Source organism: Desulfopila inferna, from assembly GCF_016919005.1.
Lineage (GTDB): Bacteria > Desulfobacterota > Desulfobulbia > Desulfobulbales > Desulfocapsaceae > Desulfopila_A > Desulfopila_A inferna.
Genome location: NZ_JAFFQE010000004.1, coordinates 12,273 through 30,830, shown reverse-complemented (window position 1 = coordinate 30,830; position 18,558 = coordinate 12,273). Strand labels below are relative to the sequence as shown.

At 48.5% G+C, this 18,558-nt stretch carries 19 protein-coding genes; 9 read left to right on the top strand and 10 right to left on the bottom strand.

What is annotated here, in order from left to right:
• Position 1: 1 nt before the first annotated feature.
• Entirely contained in the window at positions 2-403 is a 402-nt protein-coding gene (locus JWG88_RS11105) for a Fur family transcriptional regulator (RefSeq protein ID WP_205233827.1), read from the bottom strand.
• Between the two features lie 299 nt (positions 404-702).
• Here JWG88_RS11105 and JWG88_RS11100 point away from each other — a divergent pair, with 299 nt between their 5' ends.
• From JWG88_RS11100 to thpR, 5 genes are all read left to right on the top strand, one after another.
• Entirely contained in the window at positions 703-1,596 is an 894-nt protein-coding gene (locus tag JWG88_RS11100) for an ABC transporter ATP-binding protein (protein WP_205233826.1), read from the top strand.
• Between the two features lie 34 nt (positions 1,597-1,630).
• Entirely contained in the window at positions 1,631-2,674 is a 1,044-nt protein-coding gene (locus tag JWG88_RS11095; protein WP_205233825.1) for an ABC transporter permease, read from the top strand.
• A gap of 88 nt (positions 2,675-2,762) precedes the next feature.
• On the top strand, positions 2,763-3,503 hold the full coding sequence (locus JWG88_RS11090; RefSeq protein WP_205233824.1) for a tRNA threonylcarbamoyladenosine dehydratase: 741 nt from the start codon (positions 2,763-2,765) through the stop codon (positions 3,501-3,503).
• Between the two features lie 6 nt (positions 3,504-3,509).
• Complete coding sequence (locus tag JWG88_RS11085; RefSeq protein WP_205233823.1) at positions 3,510-4,502, top strand: YheT family hydrolase; 993 nt, start codon at positions 3,510-3,512, stop codon at positions 4,500-4,502.
• A gap of 61 nt (positions 4,503-4,563) precedes the next feature.
• Entirely contained in the window at positions 4,564-5,106 is a 543-nt protein-coding gene (thpR, locus tag JWG88_RS11080; RefSeq protein ID WP_205233822.1) for an RNA 2',3'-cyclic phosphodiesterase, read from the top strand.
• Here the strand turns inward: thpR and JWG88_RS11075 are convergent.
• From JWG88_RS11075 to JWG88_RS11065, 3 genes are all read right to left on the bottom strand, one after another.
• Complete coding sequence (locus JWG88_RS11075; RefSeq protein WP_205233821.1) at positions 5,095-6,030, bottom strand: EamA family transporter; 936 nt, start codon at positions 6,028-6,030, stop codon at positions 5,095-5,097. The two genes, thpR and JWG88_RS11075, sit on opposite strands and share 12 nt — an antisense overlap.
• A gap of 48 nt (positions 6,031-6,078) precedes the next feature.
• On the bottom strand, positions 6,079-6,336 hold the full coding sequence (locus JWG88_RS11070; RefSeq protein ID WP_205233820.1) for an NfeD family protein: 258 nt from the start codon (positions 6,334-6,336) through the stop codon (positions 6,079-6,081).
• A gap of 232 nt (positions 6,337-6,568) precedes the next feature.
• Positions 6,569-8,197, bottom strand: coding sequence for a hypothetical protein (locus tag JWG88_RS11065; RefSeq protein ID WP_205233819.1), 1,629 nt, complete (start codon positions 8,195-8,197; stop codon positions 6,569-6,571).
• A 580-nt stretch (positions 8,198-8,777) separates the two neighbouring features.
• Between JWG88_RS11065 and JWG88_RS11060 the strand changes: the two genes are divergently transcribed.
• The 3 genes from JWG88_RS11060 (at position 8,778) to JWG88_RS11050 (ending at position 10,813) form a co-directional block, all read left to right on the top strand.
• Positions 8,778-9,404 (top strand): cyclase family protein, encoded by a 627-nt coding sequence (locus JWG88_RS11060; RefSeq protein ID WP_205233818.1) that lies wholly within the window; start codon positions 8,778-8,780, stop codon positions 9,402-9,404.
• A 13-nt stretch (positions 9,405-9,417) separates the two neighbouring features.
• On the top strand, positions 9,418-9,906 hold the full coding sequence (locus JWG88_RS11055) for a GNAT family N-acetyltransferase (RefSeq protein ID WP_205233817.1): 489 nt from the start codon (positions 9,418-9,420) through the stop codon (positions 9,904-9,906).
• A 217-nt stretch (positions 9,907-10,123) separates the two neighbouring features.
• Entirely contained in the window at positions 10,124-10,813 is a 690-nt protein-coding gene (locus JWG88_RS11050) for a hypothetical protein (protein WP_205233816.1), read from the top strand.
• A 137-nt stretch (positions 10,814-10,950) separates the two neighbouring features.
• Here JWG88_RS11050 and JWG88_RS11045 read toward each other — a convergent pair whose 3' ends face one another.
• From JWG88_RS11045 to JWG88_RS11035, 3 genes are all read right to left on the bottom strand, one after another.
• Positions 10,951-11,712, bottom strand: a complete 762-nt coding sequence (locus JWG88_RS11045) for a M15 family metallopeptidase (RefSeq protein WP_205233815.1) — start codon at positions 11,710-11,712, stop codon at positions 10,951-10,953.
• A gap of 403 nt (positions 11,713-12,115) precedes the next feature.
• Positions 12,116-12,595, bottom strand: coding sequence for a LysM peptidoglycan-binding domain-containing protein (locus JWG88_RS11040; protein WP_205233814.1), 480 nt, complete (start codon positions 12,593-12,595; stop codon positions 12,116-12,118).
• Entirely contained in the window at positions 12,592-14,625 is a 2,034-nt protein-coding gene (locus tag JWG88_RS11035; protein WP_205233813.1) for an AAA family ATPase, read from the bottom strand. Before JWG88_RS11035 ends, JWG88_RS11040 begins: the two co-directional genes overlap by 4 nt.
• 348 nt (positions 14,626-14,973) lie before the next feature.
• On the opposite strand from JWG88_RS11035, the gene JWG88_RS11030 reads away from it, so the two are divergent.
• Positions 14,974-16,017: a sulfite oxidase gene (locus JWG88_RS11030; protein ID WP_205233812.1), complete on the top strand. Its 1,044-nt coding sequence runs from the start codon at positions 14,974-14,976 to the stop codon at positions 16,015-16,017.
• 39 nt (positions 16,018-16,056) lie between these two features.
• On the opposite strand, the gene rd is transcribed toward JWG88_RS11030, so the two are convergent.
• The 3 genes from rd to JWG88_RS11015 form a co-directional block, all read right to left on the bottom strand.
• The gene (gene rd / locus JWG88_RS11025) at positions 16,057-16,218 is read right to left on the bottom strand and encodes a rubredoxin (RefSeq protein ID WP_205233811.1); all 162 of its coding nucleotides are present in this window, start codon (positions 16,216-16,218) and stop codon (positions 16,057-16,059) included.
• A gap of 135 nt (positions 16,219-16,353) precedes the next feature.
• A complete protein-coding gene (locus tag JWG88_RS11020) occupies positions 16,354-17,148 on the bottom strand; it encodes an acyl-CoA dehydrogenase family protein (RefSeq protein WP_205233810.1) in 795 nt (264 codons plus the stop codon).
• 102 nt (positions 17,149-17,250) lie between these two features.
• Positions 17,251-18,501 (bottom strand): thiolase family protein, encoded by a 1,251-nt coding sequence (locus JWG88_RS11015; protein WP_205233809.1) that lies wholly within the window; start codon positions 18,499-18,501, stop codon positions 17,251-17,253.
• Between the last annotated feature and the right edge of the window lie 57 nt (positions 18,502-18,558).

The window sequence follows — 18,558 nt, the reverse complement described above, 5'->3', positions numbered from 1 at the left end:
CCTAATCCTCCCTTTCTTCTTGTTGTTTGCTACACCTCTCACACAATCCGGCAAATTCCAACCTATATCCGGTGATGGTATAGCCGTCTACCGAGGTGGGAGCCTCTATACCCAGATTTTTTTTGTCCAACTCCAGGTTGTCGACCCTGTGACATTGAACACAATAGATATGGTCGTGCTCCTCAGTATCCCAGTCGAAACGTTTCTGCCTGCCACTGACCTCAAGTTTTCTAATTAAACCGATTTCTGATAAAATTTCCAGGTTCCGATAAACAGTAGCCAGACTAATCCGGGGCATTTTCTTTTTCACTCTGGTATAGAGCTCATCAGCTGTGAAATGTTTCTTGCTCTTTTGAAGCTCTTCAAGAATCATTTCCCGCTGGTTTGTCATACGTAGCTGCATAGTTTCCTCATTTAGGAATTACTATTAAAAGTAAGTGATTACTGTTAGCATGTCAAGGCCGCATCAATTCTTCCTATTGTAATCTGCTAAAATTCCTTTCAGATTTATAATTATGACTTATACTCTCTATCGTTATTGTAATGTACATCTGGACTACCTTTCCTCAGCTTCGGGAAGGGTGGAATGAGTGGATGGGAAATGCGGATTGGAAAAAGCATTTCCGTAAGCTCTTCAAGACATGATCTGTTTGTAAGGTACACAGTACTTTCTACAAAACTATACCACGTGATATTCAATACATGCCGGAACAAAAACCACTGCTTGAGATAGCAAATCTTCGCAAAGTATATAAAAATACCGTTGCCGTCGATGATGTTTCCCTGAAGATTTATCCGGGTGACTGTCTAGGTCTGCTGGGCCCTAACGGGGCCGGAAAAACAACCACCATCGAAATTATCGAAGATATAATAGAGCCGACTTCCGGGCAGATTCTCTACCGGGGTGAACAGCGGAAAAGCTCTTTCAAAGAGGAGGTGGGCATTCAGTTTCAGCATACCTCATTACTGAATTTTCTTTCCGTCAAAGAGACACTGCGAACCTTCGCCAAACTTTTCACCGATCCCGAAGATTTTGATATCTTGGTATCCAGATGTGAGCTGGGCCCTCTGTTGGAAAGAAGAAACAATAAACTTTCAGGAGGGCAGCAGCAGCGCCTGATGCTCGCCCTGGCCCTTATCAACAGACCCAGACTGGTTTTTCTCGACGAACCATCGACAGGCCTCGATCCACAGTCTCGCAGAAATCTCTGGTCTATTGTCGAGCAGATCAAGGACGAAGGCAAAACCATCATCCTGACCACGCATTCCATGGAGGAGGCCGAGCACCTCTGTGAACGCATTGCCATTATGGACCAGGGAAGAATAATCGCGGAAGGGAGCCCAGACGGCTTGATCAGGGAGCACTGCGGCACCAATTCCATATTTCTTCCCGCAGTGGCTCCCACTGATGTTCCTCCCGCCTTTCCCTATCCCTGGCACCAGGAAAAACGAGGGGTACGCATTGAATGCGCAGACATTCACGAGGCTATCGGGCATCTCAGCAGGATGAATGTCGCACTCTCGGGACTGTCGATATCATCTGCCAATCTAGAGGATGTTTTCCTGCAGCTTACCGGAAAACAGCTGCGGGACTAAAAATTATAACCTTGGATATGCCCCCATTTTTACTATGAATCTTAAACGCGTATGGTCTCTTTTTCTGGCGAGAAATCTGGAATTTTTCAGGGACAAGGCCGCCTTCGGCTGGAATTTCGCCTTTCCTTTTCTAATTATCATCGGATTCGGCTTCATCTTCGATGACCAGAATTACCAGAAATTCAAGGTGGGCATTTTCCCTGCAGAGGCGCAGGAGTCTTCCCTGCCGAATACTCTCCCCGAATCGTTTCTGGAAGAGGAGCGGATAACCTTCCTCCAGTTGCCTGATCGCCAGGAGGGAGAAGAGTTATTGCGGCATCACAAGATCGACCTGCTCCTCGACAGGCAATCTGATGAGCCGGCCTACTGGATAAACGACTCTTCTCCGCAGGGATATCTCGCTGAAAAAATCCTCCTCGCCTCTTATCTTCCAGAAGATCTGAAGATTGCGCAAAAGCGGGTCATCAAAGGAAGGGAGATCAGATATATCGACTGGTTTTTCCCCGGCCTGCTCGGCATGAACATGATGTTTTCAGCTCTTTGGGGTGTCGGCTATGTGGTTGTGCGCTACCGCAAAAACGGCACTCTGAAAAGGCTGAAGGCGACCCCTCTCACCCCCCTGGAATATCTGAGTGCGCAGACCTTATCGCGGATATTTCTGCTGATGTTCACTTTGACAATCGTCTGGATTGGCTCTGATCTCATTTTTGATTTTCAGATTCAGGGCTCCATTCTCTTGGTTTTCTTTCTTTTTTTCCTCGGGGGACTGAGTCTCTGTGCCCTCGGATTGATCCTTGCGGCAAGAGGGACCAGCGAAGAGTTTACCAGTGGCGTATTAAACTTTATCACCTGGCCGATGATGTTCCTCTCAGAGGTCTGGTTTTCTTTGGAAGGCTCACCGCAGTGGTTGAAAACGCTATCCCAGGCCTTCCCGCTGACCCACATGCTCCAGGGTGTTCGCAAGGTCATGAACGAGGGGGCGACATTCGTCGATGTGCAGTCGGAATGTCTTTTCCTTGTTGTCTTTACCGCCGCAGCACTGGCAGTGGGGGCGAAGATGTTCTCCTGGAATGAATAGCGGAATGTCCGTTTTATGATTAGATATGTTGTTGAGCAGGAATCATAAAGATAATGGTGTCACATCAGAAGCCGATGAAAAATGTGTAATGGAAAAATTCACTCGAATAATCAAATTGATAGGGAAAGAGAAGTTTGAACTGCTGCAGCAGAGCAGCGTTACCATCGTCGGTCTTGGTGCAGTCGGCGGCCACGCCATGGAAGCCCTGGCACGTGCCGGTATTGGACATTTTCGACTGATCGATTTCGACAACATCCAGCTCACCAACATCAACAGGCAGATTCTCGCGCTGACCACCACTCTGGGTAAGCCCAAGGTGGAGGCCGCCAGTGAACGGATCCTCACCATCAATCCAGACTGCACCGTTGAAGCGCTGGAAATTTTCGCCGCTGAAGAGACCATGGAGCAGATACTCGCCCCCGCGCCGGATCTTCTTATTGATGCTATCGATTCGCTCAATCCCAAAATCCAGGTTCTGGCCGCCGCACACTCTGCTGCAATTCCCATTATTTCATCCATGGGTGCGGCCTTACGAACCGATCCAACAAAGATACGCTATGGAGATATCTTCGACACCAGCAACTGCCCGCTTGCCCGGATGGTACGCAAACGGCTGCGCCGCAGAGATATCGGACGGGGTATATCCTGTGTATACTCAACGGAAAAAGTCGATTTCGAATATCAGATTGCCGAACCGGAGGAAAATGCACCGCTGCACGCAGACAGAGGGAGAACTCGCAACGTCCTGGGCAGCCTGCCTACATTAACGGGAATATTCGGTCTCTATATCGCCAACCAGGCCATCCTGCAGCTGAGCTCAGAGAAATAATCGATCATGCCGGTTCTGCCAGTTCCTCCCTATGTCCCAGCCTTCCCTTTCACCAGCGGTCATCTGCAAACGCTCTACCCCACTCTTTTCCGCAGGAAACCTATCCTTGATCCGCTGCCTGAACGATTGGAAACCGACGATGGCGATTTTATTGACATTGACTGGCATTTGCAGCGCAAAGGATCATACTCGCCTCGGCTGGCCGTGATCAGTCACGGTCTCGAAGGAAATTCCAGGCGCATGAACATGCTCGGCATGGCGGCCTGTCTGGTTGAACAGGGATGGGATGTGATCTGTCTCAATTTTCGCGGCTGCTCCGCTGAAATGAACCGGCTGCCCCGCCTCTATCATTCAGGCGTCACCGATGATCTTCACAGAGTTCTCCGCCATGGGCTTGCCACCGGTAATTACGGCCAAGCCGCTCTTCTCGGCTTCAGCATGGGCGGTAATCAAACTTTGAAATATCTGGGCGAGTCAGCTGATCAAGTTCCGCAAGCCGTTAAAGCCGCCGTGGTTTTCTCGGTGCCGGTTCAACTTGCCGACTCCGCTGCTCTCATGGGCCGCTGGCACAACCGCATCTATATGAAATATTTTATGAGCGGCCTGAAGAAGAAAATTTGCCTTAAGGCAGCGATGTTTCCAAAGCTATACGATACCGCAGGACTGGCGGGAATGAAAACCTTCGCCGCTTTCGATGACAAATATACCGGACCCATCCATGGCTTTCAAGGTGCTGCCGATTATTACTCCAAATGTTCGGCAAAACAGTTTCTGCCGGCGATTGAAGTGCCGACGTTGCTTGTTCAGGCGCAGGACGACCCTTTTCTGCCGCTGAGCTGCTATCCTGTTGAGGAAGCACGAGACAGCGATAATCTATTCCTGGAAATACCCAGATATGGCGGCCACGTCGGATTTATCGGCAAGAGGAAGGCTGCGAATTACTGGTTGGAAGAACGGACCGTCTGTTTCCTCGATGACATCCTGGGAGCCTTCCCGTGATCCGCTTCACTTACCAGGGGGAAGCTATGACAATTAACCACTACAGCACTATGGGCTTTTTATGATGCGCCTATTTATCGCCGTTCCCATTCCTGAATATATCGGCCCCCTGCTCCATGAAATGGGGCGTTCTCTGCCTGGAGGAAGGCCGGTACCCGTCGAACAGATTCATATTACCCTGCGCTTCATCGGTGAAGTGGAAGGTAGCGTCTATAAAGATATCAGAGAAAATCTCTCCACCGTCCGTCTCAGTCCCTTCAGCATAGGTATCCGGGGAGTAGGACATTTTCCTCCACGGGGCAAACCGCGCGTTATCTGGGCCGGATTGGAACCAGTGGAGGAGCTTATCCGCTTGAAGAGAAAAATCGATGCTTGTCTGGTGCAATGCGGTATAGCGCCGGACAGCAGAAAATTTTCACCCCATGTGTCTATTGCCCGTCTCAATAATGCTCCACTCAAACGGCTGACTCAATTTCTGGCAGGGAATGCTTTCCTGCAGTTCGATGAGTTTGATGTGAATTGTTTTGAGCTTTATTCGAGCAGGCTGTCCCCAAAAGGCGCGATACATACACTTGAGGAGAGATATCCCCTGCTACCCTATTGATTTTGAGGCGGAACGCTGGATCACAAACATGGCCACCAGCACCACCAGAACCCCTGGAATAACTTTTAACTCGGGAAGCCCCTTGCCGAGAAACATATCGAGAAGCAAAACCAGAGCCGGATAGAGATAGGAATAAGCCATTACTCTGGTTGGCCCGATGAAAGTCGTGGAATATTGGGTGAGGAAGAAGGTTATTACCGTGGTAAACAGGGCCAGGTAAGCTACTCCCAGCCAGATAGTGGGCGGAATCGCCCCCCAGTCCATCGTCAGCATATGACGGCCGGAAACGGGGAGAAGCCAGATACTGCCGGAAACCAGAATCCAGAAGGTCATGACAACCATGGGCTCATTCCTGTGCAGCAGGCGGACCAGCGGAGTGTACAATCCCATGGCCAGGCAGCCGGCCAGGAAGATTACATCACCCTTGTTCCACTGCATAGCCAGCAACTGTCCTATATCACCTCGGAATATTACCCATACAGCACCCGCCATACCGCAGACAAGGGCGACAAGCTTAGCCTCGGTTAACCTCTCCTTCAACAGAATGAGGGCATAGAGACCTGCAATTGACGGTACCAGGGTAAAAATAATGCTGGTATTAAGCGCAGTTGTATAGCGCAGGGAGACAAACATGCACCAGAAGAAGATAACCAGGCAAAGGCTGATGATGCTGCAGCGCATCAGAAGGGACCAGCTGAAGCGCAGCCCATGAAAGATCTTGACATAGGGGAACAATAATATGGTCGCGAAAACGAAGCGTACCAGCGTCAGAACCGCGGGATCGAGCCCCTCGGTTATGGCCTTACCGACCGTAAATGAAGTGGAGACCAGGAATGCACAAAGCACCATGAGCATGTGGATATGCAGCGATGAATGATTTGCCCGCTTCTCTTCCTCACCCCCTTCCTGGTCGGCTTTTCTCACAATATTCAACCCTTGCTGGTTAAAACTCCAAAATATTCCCGCCCGTTTCTACTCATCCTCGGACAAATCATCTCCCGGAAAGATCTCTTCCAGTCGATTTTTCAGGAGATACAACATGGCCAGTGAAGTACCGAGAAAAATTACGAGCTGGGTAAGTATCGATACGGAGGACATCAGGGAGATTACGGCGGTTATCAAGGCACCGAGGCCAAAAAAGAAGACCATAAATCCAGGCACCAACATTCCCAGCACGATACACATTCCCCCCATTACCAGCCACAGCAATCCTGCGGTTGTTAAAACCATACCTCACCTCTTTCAGTGTCTCTGAGATTTTTGCCAAAACCCATAAGATTCTTACACCCTGTAAATAAGAGTACTGTAAAGAGTCCATCTCAATCGGGAAAGTACCCTGTTAGCACTTTACAGACTATTTTCCTGTTCTTTGCAGGAAGACAGTCTGCCTAAAGTTTCTGTCCAGCTCAGCTGGTTAGACCTTTATCCCGGTTTTATGGAATCCGGGAATCGAGAGCGTCCCCTACTCCTCCTCAGCACCGAAGAAATGGTAATAAAGGACGCCAATAAGTACTATAAACATCGGTATGGTCCAGATCAGCCCGAGTCCCAGCGGAATGGTCGAAATGGTGATGAGGATGCTCATCGCAATAAGGGAAAAGAAGACCGTCCACCAGCGCTTGTGGACCGCCTGTCGGGATACCTCCAAAGCCTGCCACGGAGAGAGTTTTTTTTCAAAAAGCAAGGGGATGGCCAGAATATAGCCGACGCTCAAGTAGATTCCCGGCAGGATAAACAGCAGGAATCCTATGGTCAGCATGATCGATTGCACAATAAAGAGAAGCAGAAGTGAACCAAAACGCGAAAATCCGCTGAAGATCATCTTCCAGGAGAAGGGCTTGCGGCCGATCTTATGTACGGCCATTATAATAATTCCCGCAGTAAACACAAAAGAAAGAAAACCGAGCGCCACCTGCAAACCGCTTTCAATCAGCAGAGCCTGAAATGAATCATCCTGGAGAATAACCTCCGGCAGCAGCACAACAGCGCCGATTCCCGTACCGATGAGCAGAAGGTACATCACCAGCAGACCTGCCCATACAGCCCCTTTGACACCCTTGGAATAGTGCCAGGCATCTTTAATAAGTGTGCTGACAGTGAATCGTCCGGGTTTTGCATCCAGCTGCGCGCCTGCCGCAGCGGCAGCGATGGCTGCTTCCCTCTCTTTTTTCAACTCCGCCGGGACACACTTCGAACAGTAAACATTGCCGGCATAGTCATATTTGGAATCGGGATCAACATATTCATCACAGGCTGAGCACTTGCGAATAGCGGATTCATCTTCATCCTGTTCTTCCTCATCAACCTCGTCCTCGTCAACAGTAAATAGATCGTCACCATCGGCCAGTTCTTTATCTGTTTCATCACGGAAGAATTCTTCACCTTCATTCTCTTCTGCCTCTCCGGAGATCTCTTCTTCGGATTTTTCCTCATCAATCTCCGAAAAACTCCGGTACTCCTGCTTCTCGGTATCATCAGCGACATATTGTTCCTCGCTTTGATCTGCCGGAGAACGCTGTTCCAGAGTATCCCAGTCAAATTCGTCCGATAACGCCCCGGAAACTTCTTCATCGAGAACCAATTCCTCTTCGGGCTGCCCAGGCTCGTTGTCTTCCTCCAGGGTTATCTGCTTTTCTTCTGAGGTTCTGTGCAGATCATAACCATCACCTAAAACGGCGTCTTCCTGGAAATCCTCTATGATAATAAGGGTGTCATCCCCACTCTCGGGAACGTTATCAATTGCGATAATTTCATCCTCGATATCTGCAAGTGCGGCAACAAACCCGTCGTCCTCCGACTGTTCATATTCATCATCAAAAATACCTTTATCCCAGGAAGGAGTATGAATATCCTTATCATTCGACAAAAGCTTGCTGAGGACATCGTCTACCTCCTCTTCGCTTGCTGTATCAGGATCATTTTCAACATAATCATACAGCTGCTCAAGCTCCATCTCTCCAACAGAAATAGGCTGGAACACCTCAGGAGCAACCTCAAAAATTCTAAAACACTTTGGGCACTTGACCTTTTTATTCAGAAGTGAACTATCAGCAGAACCCTTTACCCCGCACTGGGGACAAATCATCTTCATTTTCAAACCTCCGGACTGATAAACCGTCAACTCGCCTGCTCCCTGATATTCATAATTCTCCACCAGGCAGAGAACTTATGGTAATAAGTATCTTCCACAAGAACAGCATTCCTTACCTTTCTCAAAGGAAACATGCCATCCAGAAAAAATAAGGGTAAGGAGGATCCGACACCGCAGCCTCTGCAAAGATACGTCATGAAAGATCTCCGCATTATTCAAGATACGCTCAACAAATACAATGTTTTTTTCTTCAAAGAATTCCCAACCAGAGAAAATAACATTGTTTTTTCCCTCAAATCACACCTCTTTGAGGTTGCTGTCAGGACCTGTTTGCATCCTCTTATTCTGATTTCTGGCCGGGTATGATCAAATCACTGAAAATTCATAAAATTTCAGAACTTCTAGTCTCAATCGGCGGATATTCCCGGTCAGGCGCACCAAACCGATCACTTTGCAAAAAATTTCTTATATTGATTTTACCCTCTTTTCATTATATTCCTGGTAAGATGCCGGGAAATACCAAACGGCAACTATTCAAACATCATTACTGAAGGTACTATTTCAGCAACTGGGACCTGCCATGAAAGTATTTGATCTCTCTCATACCATAGCCCCCGGCATGACTGTTTACCCCGGAACGGAAGCTCCACAGATTCTTGATACCTGCACTGTGCAGCAGGACGGCTTTGCCGAGAAAAAGATCATCCTGCACAGCCACAACGGAACTCACATCGATGCCCCGGCACATATCTTCGAGAACCGGGAGCATCTGGATGACCTGAACATCGATCATTTCTGCGGCAGGGCTTTCTGCCTTGCCGTATCCACCCCTGTTGTTGACTGTGCATTTCTTCAACCCATGATCAGGGATCTGCAAGATGTCGACTTTGTTCTTTTGAACACCGGCTGGAGTAAATTCTGGGGAGAGGACAGTTACTTGAGAGGCTATCCGATTCTCAGTGAAAATGCGGCAAAACTGCTATGCGGCTGCGGCCTTAAGGGAGTAGGCTTTGATACACTTTCAGCAGATAGAGAAAACTCCAGGGAACTGCCGATACATCGAATTCTGCTCGACAAGATGATCATTGTAGAAAATCTCAACAGCCTTGGGCTGCTCCCTGAACCTCAATTGTTTTTTTCTTGCCTGCCCCTGAAGATAGCAAAGGCCGACGGATCCCCGGTCAGAGCCGTGGGCATCTACCCTTGAAAACGGCGGCACCATGATTCGACGCGCTGACAGAAATGAGCACCAGATCCTTACCCGTATATCCTTCTCCGCAAAGAGGTATTGGGATTATCCGGATCATTACTTTATTATTTGGCATGATGAGTTGACCATCACCCCTGAATATATTGAAAACCACTCTACCTTTGTTTTCGAGACGGAGGAAGACATTATAGGATTTTATTCACTGGCCGAGATTCATACCGGGGTGAATGTCGGTGAGGGTTTCCTCGAGGCCGGATTGTGGCTCGAGCATATGTTTCTGCTGCCGCGGTATATCGGCAGAGGAATCGGCCGGGAACTTTTCCATCATTGCCTCACGATCTGTACTTCGATGGGATACGACGCTCTGCGTATTCTTGCCGATCCCAATGCGACCGGCTTTTATACCAAAATGGGATGCAGGTACAAAGGAGAGTTTCCATCTACTATTCCGGGCCGAACAACACCTCTCCTGGTATATCCTGTTCATAAAGTCAAGTAGCGGGCAGCTCATTGAGAGTAGGTGCAGGGAGCGCTAACTCATCAAGCGCGATTTATGGACAGACATTGACTGAGCGGCACGTAGAGATTGCAAACCATTGCAAATGAAGTATTCTTGGGCCTGCTGAAAGAAACTCTGCACGGCTGCCCGGAATAAGTGTCGCTCATGCAGAAACAGATATTTTTAAACAGCTGCAACTGAAAAAGAACACTGGAAAATGAATTCATTGAACCTGAAGACCTATCTGCTCTACGCCATCTATATAGTGCGTACCCATCCGCGTATATTGCTCTTTCTTGCTGCAGTGGGACTGCTCAACGGCCTGATCGTCTATTTTCCCAAGAGCGGTTTTGCAGATCTTGTCAGCAGCATCACCATCCTGTCGGCGATCTTCATCAGCCCGGTAATATACGGAATATACTACGAAATTATTGAAGAAAAGTACAGCTCTATCGCCACTGTCTTCAGAACCTATGTCGGCGGATACCTCCTTCTGCTGTTCTGCATGTATATTCCTGTCATCACAGCCACGGCGATGCTGATGTCTTCCACGGGAGCAGGCGAAAATACTGCTTATGTCATGCTGACTATCCTGTTTTTCAGCATGCTCTTTATCTATGTGGTACCGGCTTATTTTGTTTCCGGAAAAATCATTGATTCACTCATCTACGGGGTGAGCTTCTTCTTTCGTAATATAGCCGGCTCAGCGCCTCTTTTGCTAATGGCTCTGGCCTCGGAGATGCTCCTTCTTCTCTCTCATTTTACCCTGGGCGGCCTTAAGGAAAACAGTCCTTCGCTTTTTGTAGTACTGGACTTCTTCATCTACATGACTGCATCCATATTAGACTTCCTCCTCTTCATCATGCTTGTCTACATCCTCAGAAGCTCGGATATCAAAAAGAGGTGATACAGGACAAGCAGAGAGGCCACAAAGCCCCTCTGTTTGGGTCAATCTGGAAGTGATGGGATGGCGATAAGCACCCGTACGGGCATAAACTCCAACTTCAAGAAAGCTCGATCTACTGCTTACCACCTGACTCTATATCATTTTTCTATAATTTCGTCTTTTGCGGGACTGTGTTTGACTACCGCTTTAGACGAAGGCGAAAAGCGCCAGTGCCAGGCTTCCCAGGGATAACCTTCCTGGCCGAATTGCGGGTACGTTTCGCTGAAGCCAAAAGATTCGCCATGCTCTTTCAGCCAATCATAGGCTTTAGTCGAGGCAAACTGCCAATTGCTTGGGTAGAGATCCACGGAAAAGCCAAGCATATGTTCTGAATAGCCCGGCGGCGCCACATAGCGTACAAGATCCTCCCAGGTTCTGCCCCCGGCCATAAGTTTACTGAAGATCTTTTGCTGATAATTCTTGCTGCGAAAACCGGAATGAACCTGTAGATGGACATCATCCTCTTGGGCGCTCTGCGCCATTTCGACAAAGGCTTCCAAGGCCTTTTCATGAAGGTAGAGTTTTGACTGATTCAGGGTATAGGCCACCGGAATCTGCCTCAACGCAGACATATTCGGTTTCTCACCGATCTTCCTGCCCTTCCAGGGATCCGGTACAGGATAGTTTTCTCCTTCGATTACCACAAACTCGAAGACCTTTTTCTGTCTATCGGCACCGATAACTTCAATGCCAACCGGTCCGACTGTTTTCTCAACAACTGGTGGTTTAGTGGTAGTTGTCGACTCTACAACCTGCCCGGCTGCTTTCGGCGCTTGAGCAAGCGAAGCCTCAGGTTTTACCTTTGTCACGACCTGTGCCTCAGGTTGTGGTGCTTCAACAGACGGGGAAGTGGATTTCATTTCCTGTTCCTCCGGACTTCTTTCTCTAGCTGACCTGCCGCAACCGGAAAAAAGCATCAGGCAGCAGATGTAAATGATAAATGATCGCATAACTTTAAAACTCGTCCCTCTTCTCCTGAAAAGACAATATATTTACCTGATCCGGCTGAGCCGGACTCATTATAATACCCTCTGAAAGGTACCTTGATGACGTTGTAAAAAATTCGATATACCATGTATGGTATCTGAAACGACGCAGATCGAGAGTTTTACGAGCTCATAATACTTCACGCAATTGGAAAAGCTACTAACTTTTCTAAATTGTTTCGGCTCAAGAAATGTATCAAATGGGTGAGCAATATTCCACTGGCCTGCTGCCGGAAATCAGGAGAACGGGAACATTCCAAATAGAATTCTGAAGGATTTATTCGATGGTTTCCAGAGGAAGGACTGAATCGCCTTCCCCCGGACTGCCGGCCGGCGTCACTGTATCAATGGGGCCGAAAAGTTCGACCTCGGCCGGGGGAGGAGTTGGTGCGGGAGATTGAGGCACCACCACTTCATTTTCAGCAATGAGTTCAAGATAATCGATCGGCATCGTTTCGCGCGTTATCAACAAATTTTCCGGTATGAGAATTTTATCACCGATCCGGATACGTCGAGGATCAATCAATGAATTTACTTCTGCAATGCGCTGCCAGTTTTTCCCTGATCCCGTATACCACATGGAGATGGTAGTAAGATTTTCTCCCTGACGTGTAATTATATGGGTCAAATATTCTTCGGATGACGCCTGGGAAGGCTTATCTCCCAAACCGACGGGCTCGACCACACTGCAGCCGGAAAACCAGAATACACTGAATGCAAATATCAGCCAGGTAACAGCTATTTTGATTATCTTCATCGTACAATCTCCTCAGCAGGCCCGGAAAAACGCTTTAAATAATCCCGGACTTTTTGATTTTCCGGATTAATCCTCACCGCCATTTTCAAATTATCAAGGCATTCTCTGTTTTTACCAAGTTTTTCCTGAATTACTGCAAGATTAAAAAGCGCTTTATCAAGATAATCGGGTTCCAGACCAACAACCCGCAAAAACAGTTTTTCGGCATCTTCATACATTCCCGTTGTCGCATAAATGAAACCGAGATTGAAAAACGCATCCGACATACCAGGATCCAATGTTCCGGCTTTCCGGTATGCATCAATAGCCAGCGCATACTCCTTGGAGCGGGTATAGATTTTTCCTAGATTAAAGTGTGCTTTTATATTCTCAGGATCTACTTCGACGGCTTTGTGAAACAAAATTTCGGCTTCAACCGGAGAGCCCGCCATAAGCTGTTCGGCACGGCCAACCAGGGCTTTGGCATATGTCTTCTTCGAGTCAGCTGCACCGGCACTGTTTTTGTCAGCTTCCAGTAAATCAATTGCTGTCTGAAAATTATTCCTCTGCAATGCTGCGGAGGCCAGTTCCAGGGTCGTTGACTGAGGCAGCTGCGAGGGTTCTACTGCCTTAATTTCAGCTGATTGAGATGCAGCCGGTGATTGTTCCTCCGGAGGCGATAATTTGGCAGGGGCAGTCTCTTCCCGCACAGGCTCCTCTGCCGCAACCGTCAGGTTTTTTGGCGCAGCCACTTCTTCTTCTATCTCTTTCGACTGATTTGGTTTTGGTGTAAGCAACTTTTCGGGAACTTCAGGTAACTGCCCGATGGCTAACTGATGAACCTCACCTCGCTGCTGCTCGGCAATTAAGGATATATCTGGTCTCGCTGTTTTCTTCGATTCCTGAACATCATTCATCCAGTCAAATTTATCTAATCTTTCCAAAATTGCCGCGGCCTCACCCTTTAAATCTATATCCATAGTGAGGGCGGCCCCATAAAAACCTAGACCCAAAAATCCCAGCAGCACTATAGGCATCACAGGAAGTCGGTTCTTTTTACGATGTGTTTTTCTGAAATTCCCCTGAAGGTCTTCCGCCTTTGTTGCGAGATCTTCACGAGTTTCTTCCTGATGAGGATGTTCGTTTTTCAAGCTCACCATCGGTTCGGGCAACTCGTTTACCGTAAGGGTAGGATATCGGTCGGAATGCATATCGATATTTTTTTCCGGAACCGCCGAGGCATTCGGATCCAGGAAACGGATCTCATTAACGCACTCCATCACAATAGCTTTATCTATGACTTTACTGTCCTTGACATAGCCTGTCAGCAGGCAGCGGCCGCACAGAATATTGATCAACCGCGGATATCCGCATGTAAAATTCTGAATCTCGCGTATCGCCTCCCGGGTAAACAACTGTTTCTTGGCACCGGCAACCTTCAGTCGGTGTGACACATATTTCAAAGTCTCACTTTCTGAAAAGGGTTCTATATCATAAAAGAGTGTAATTCTCTGGCGCAGCGCCCTGAACTGCTTGCACAGCATCGATTCCTTGAATTCATTCTGTCCGACAAAGAAAATATTGATTAACTTCATGCCTGCATGCTCCATATTGGAGAGCAGGCGGATCTCCTCGAGAAGTTCTTTGGACAGGCAGTGAGCCTCATCAATGACCAGGAGAACGACCTTGCCTGCAGCATGAGATTTTTGCAGGAACGATTTAAAGAAAAAGAGAAACTCGGTCTTGCTTTTTATTTCTGCCGAAGGATCATAGGTCTTGGCCACCAGATGAAAGAACTCGACTGTCTCAAGTGTAGGATGATTGATATTTGCAACGATCACATTGTCATCCAGATTCTCGATAAGAGCATTGACCAGGGTTGTTTTTCCTGTTCCGACATCCCCTGTCAGTACCACATAGCCATTGGCTTCCAGCAGACCGTATTTAAGATTGGCCAGGGCCTCCTCGTGCTTTTCCCCACGCCAGAGAAACCGTGTATCAGTGCTGATATTGAATGGCAGTTCCGACAATTTGTAAAATGAAGTGTACATTCGAGGCCTTTCCCAATACAGGTACGGATGAACGAGAATCTTTTTCCCGAAGATGGACAAACACCTTCGACAGGGACATGAGGTTTGTTGGAGTTGCAGACCATCCGGAAACTTGGCGGTAATCGGATATAAATGAATTCTATCTTATCCTTTTGGTAATGACAAGGCATACGGCTTTTTCGCTCAGGACATGTTTTACAAAGGGAAAAATTCCCCGCTGATGCTTTTCCATTAACTTGATTAATCAACCGAAAGGTTATAGCCTTGAAGGATCCTTAAAGTTCTATTCTGGAGAATATATCCGGAAGATAACAAACTGTTCCTAAAAAAAACTGGTGGAGATTCAGAATGAAAGAATCAATGCGAGTAATGACGGAAAAACCACTTAATGCCGAGACCCCAAAGGAATTTTTAAAATCCTGGATAACCGCAAACGCGGTGTTTTTTAAAAGAAACCAGGGAGAAATACCGGAAAAACCAATTGACCTCTCTGAATGGATTCTTGAAATCGGCGGAGAAGTACAAACTCCTCTGCGGGTCGACTTTGAAAATCTGCTGCGCATGCCAAAAGTGATTGCCGCCAACACCATGGAGTGTTCGGGCAACAGTCGATCTCTGCTTGATCAGAAAGCTGCCGGCAATCCCTGGACAATAGGCGGTGTTGGAAACGCTGTGTGGGGTGGGGTCCTGCTCAAAACTCTTCTTGAGGAGGCGGGGCCAACGGTTGATGCCGGTAATGTCGCCTTCGAAGGATTCGATGCGCCGCTGGGCAAAGCCCAGATCAAGTTTATCCGCAGCATTCCTCTGGAAAAAGCCATGTCATCCACCATGCTTGCCTATGAAATGAATGGGGAACCGCTTCCGCTGAAGCACGGCTTTCCTCTTCGTGCGCTGGCCCTGGGCTGGACCGGAGCGAATTGCGTAAAATGGCTCAAAAAGATCACCCTGCTGCAAAAACCGTTTGAAGGTTTTTTCATGGATAATGTTTACCGGATCTACGATAAGGGTCAGGATCCAAAGACAGGAACAACGGTAACCGCGATCAGCCTGAAATCGATAATTACCCAGCCTGAAACAGGAGCCATTCTTCCGGCGGGCAGGATCACGATTCTGGGCGCTGCTTATGCAGGTGAAACAGATATAGAGAAAGTGGAAATTTCAACAGACGATGGCAACAGCTGGCAGCCTGCAACCTTCATCGGTCCGCAGGAACCTTACTCCTGGCGGCAATGGCAATATATCTGCACTATTTCACAACCCGGGGAGTATTCAGTGTTATCCCGCGCCACCGCCTGCACTGGGAAGAAACAGCCGATGCAGGCTACCTGGAACAAGCTGGGCTACGGTAACAACGGGGTTAGAGAACACGGAATAAGCTTCCGTGTTTCATAACGGCGCCTAGTGTAGCAGTGGCGTGGCCTCAGAGAAGTATTATCCTTCTTTATCGAAATCATCCTTGGAGGCTCCGCAAATCGGGCAGAGCCAGTCGCCAGGAACATCTTCCCAGGCTGTGCCCGGTTCTACACCGCCATCCGGATCTCCAGCAGCCGGATCATAAACATACCCGCAAACCGTACATACCCATTTATCCATTTGTCTTCTCCTCTTTTAAATTTTTCTTGTAAACCTGGTTTTCATACTATCTGCAACGCATTATAGCATGGCATCTAACAGATGTATACCCTCTCATGTACGGTATCGGCAATAAATCATATTGAAAAAGTGCGCTTAGAAAATATACTTTCCTGCCTGGTTGGTTGCCTCGGCAATCAATCGTTTAGCTTCCAGCAAACCCCTTGCAGAGTAGGTAATTATAGTTTCGCTTAAACTAAGCAGGGTATCGTCATCAATGAACGCCGCATATTTTCCAACAGCATTGACAAACTGCTGTTTTGACCGAAAGGCGCAGATTCCGACCACTGCGCGATAAAATTTTTGCTGCCTCTCAGTTGCTGCAGCAGTTGCTTTTTCGGCACGCAGCAAAGCGCTTTCCAAGGCGAATATCTGGATTACCGCATCGGCCAGAGTGAGCATAATTTCCTGCTCGCCTGCTGCCTTGGCTCCGAATTTATGGTGAATGTGATCTGTAAGTTCCGGGTATATGCGCTTCATTCCTTTGAGAAGGTTCTTTTCTGCAGCAAAGAGTCCTTCAGCTGCAGCCTCAACGGCCGAGCCCGGACCCTTTGCATTGACTCCCTTACGTAAACACATCCCGGCAATCAACAGGCGATTGATTTCATTGGTTCCTTCATAAATTCTCTGCACCCGCTCGTCACGGTAAAGCTGCTCAATGGGGTATTCCCCAATATAGCCGTACCCTCCGTGAACCTGCAGCATTTCATCAATAGCCAGAGCTGCCGACTCGGTGCAGAAGACCTTGGCAAGGGCACATTCCGCGGCATACTCCTCAATGCCTTTCTGGTATTGGACGTAATAATCAGCGGTTTCCCTGTTGAGAATAGCAAGACGATCATCGATCATGCCCGCCAGACGATAGACGACTGCCTCGGAAGCAAAAATCATCGCCTTTTGGGTACCCTAGCCCGGACATTTTACGAGCTTGTCTGGCTCGCCCGTAGGGTGAAATAGCTATTTTTTCTAATCAATGATTATTGAAAGTTCGGCTTAAACCATTTCAATGGCACACGCCATGGATACTCCTCCACCACCACAAAGTGTTGCCAAGCCCAGAGATTTATGACGTTTTTTCATGGCGTACATTAAGGTTACCATGATGCGGGCGCCGGTCGAACCCACCGGGTGCCCTAAACCGATACCGGAACCGTTGACGTTGGTGATCTCCCGATTGAGACCCAGCTCTTTCTCACATCCCAGATACTGGGCGGCAAAGGCCTCGTTGACCTCGATAAGCTCAAAATCCTGAAGAGCCAACCCGGAAGAATGGAGAAGATTACGCACCGCAGGAACCGGCGACAGACCCATAACCGAGGGATGACAGGCTCCTCTGGCCACTGCTCTGATTCTGGCAATGGGGTTGAGTCCGAGCTCTTTCGCCTTATCCGCCGACATTATGATCATTCCCGTGGAACCGTCATTGATGCCGCTGGAATTACCGGCGGTGACAGTACCGATCTCCGGAACAAAGGCCAGTGGTAAATTCCTCAGTTTTTCCATGGTCATGCCGGGTCTGAAATGTTCGTCTTTATCAAAGATAATGGGAGGCTTCTTCCTTTGGGGGACCTCTACGGGAACAATCTCGTCGGCAAAGGAACCATCCAATGCAGCCCGCTCCACCTCATTATGGCTGCGCAGGGCGACTTCGTCCATCTCTTCCCTGGTGATATTTAGATGCTGGGCGATAAATTCAGCAGTCTGCCCCATAATGTAGGGTTTGCCGACAAACATGCTGAGCGGGGGCTGTGTGGCATCCACCGGCCCGTCTTCGGGATGAGGGATGATATGGGAGCCGCAATGCAGGGCATGGATCAGGTTATCCACGAAGGTCTGGTCCTGAAGACGGCAGCCCCAACGGGCTCCCGGAACGGAATAGGGCACGCTGGACATATGCTCGGTGCCGCCGGCAAGAATGATGTCCGCCATACCGGCCTGGATCATGGCCATGCCCGAGACCACGGCCTCCATACCTGAGATGCAGACTCTATTTATGGTGACCGAGGTAACGGTTTCCGGAATTCCGGCCAGCAGCGAACCAACCCTGGTGACGTTCAGGGTGTCCGGGGATTCCATGCAGCAGCCATAGCGGATATCGTCGATCATGGCCGGATCGATTCCGGCTCTCCGAATGGCCTCTTTCATGGTTATACTTGCCAGCACGGCGCCGTTTAAATCCCGGAGGGTACCGCCGAAGGTGCCGATGGCTGTCCTGCATGCGGAGACGATGACAACATCTTTCATAGTAATCCTCTTAAATTATGGTGATAGTATTAAAAATCATCAGGATAAAGACCGGCT

Bases quoted from the DNA above. Each gene is read 5' to 3' on its own strand.
- JWG88_RS11070 (WP_205233820.1), bottom strand. From the start codon at position 6,336: ATGGTTTTAACAACCGCAGGATTGCTGTGGCTGGTAATGGGGGGAATG.
- JWG88_RS11020 (WP_205233810.1), bottom strand. From the start codon at position 17,148: ATGATTTTTGCTTCCGAGGCAGTCGTCTATCGTCTGGCGGGCATGATC.
- JWG88_RS11105 (WP_205233827.1), bottom strand. From the start codon at position 403: ATGCAGCTACGTATGACAAACCAGCGGGAAATGATTCTTGAAGAGCTT.
- JWG88_RS11065 (WP_205233819.1), bottom strand. From the start codon at position 8,197: ATGAAGATGATTTGTCCCCAGTGCGGGGTAAAGGGTTCTGCTGATAGT.
- JWG88_RS11015 (WP_205233809.1), bottom strand. From the start codon at position 18,501: ATGAAAGATGTTGTCATCGTCTCCGCATGCAGGACAGCCATCGGCACC.
- JWG88_RS11090 (WP_205233824.1), top strand. From the start codon at position 2,763: ATGGAAAAATTCACTCGAATAATCAAATTGATAGGGAAAGAGAAGTTT.
- JWG88_RS11100 (WP_205233826.1), top strand. From the start codon at position 703: ATGCCGGAACAAAAACCACTGCTTGAGATAGCAAATCTTCGCAAAGTA.
- JWG88_RS11055 (WP_205233817.1), top strand. From the start codon at position 9,418: ATGATTCGACGCGCTGACAGAAATGAGCACCAGATCCTTACCCGTATA.
- JWG88_RS11060 (WP_205233818.1), top strand. From the start codon at position 8,778: ATGAAAGTATTTGATCTCTCTCATACCATAGCCCCCGGCATGACTGTT.
- JWG88_RS11030 (WP_205233812.1), top strand. From the start codon at position 14,974: ATGAAAGAATCAATGCGAGTAATGACGGAAAAACCACTTAATGCCGAG.
- JWG88_RS11040 (WP_205233814.1), bottom strand. From the start codon at position 12,595: ATGAAGATAATCAAAATAGCTGTTACCTGGCTGATATTTGCATTCAGT.
- JWG88_RS11050 (WP_205233816.1), top strand. From the start codon at position 10,124: ATGAATTCATTGAACCTGAAGACCTATCTGCTCTACGCCATCTATATA.
- rd (WP_205233811.1), bottom strand. From the start codon at position 16,218: ATGGATAAATGGGTATGTACGGTTTGCGGGTATGTTTATGATCCGGCT.
- JWG88_RS11085 (WP_205233823.1), top strand. From the start codon at position 3,510: ATGCCGGTTCTGCCAGTTCCTCCCTATGTCCCAGCCTTCCCTTTCACC.
- JWG88_RS11095 (WP_205233825.1), top strand. From the start codon at position 1,631: ATGAATCTTAAACGCGTATGGTCTCTTTTTCTGGCGAGAAATCTGGAA.
- JWG88_RS11045 (WP_205233815.1), bottom strand. From the start codon at position 11,712: ATGAAATCCACTTCCCCGTCTGTTGAAGCACCACAACCTGAGGCACAG.
- JWG88_RS11035 (WP_205233813.1), bottom strand. From the start codon at position 14,625: ATGTACACTTCATTTTACAAATTGTCGGAACTGCCATTCAATATCAGC.
- thpR (WP_205233822.1), top strand. From the start codon at position 4,564: ATGATGCGCCTATTTATCGCCGTTCCCATTCCTGAATATATCGGCCCC.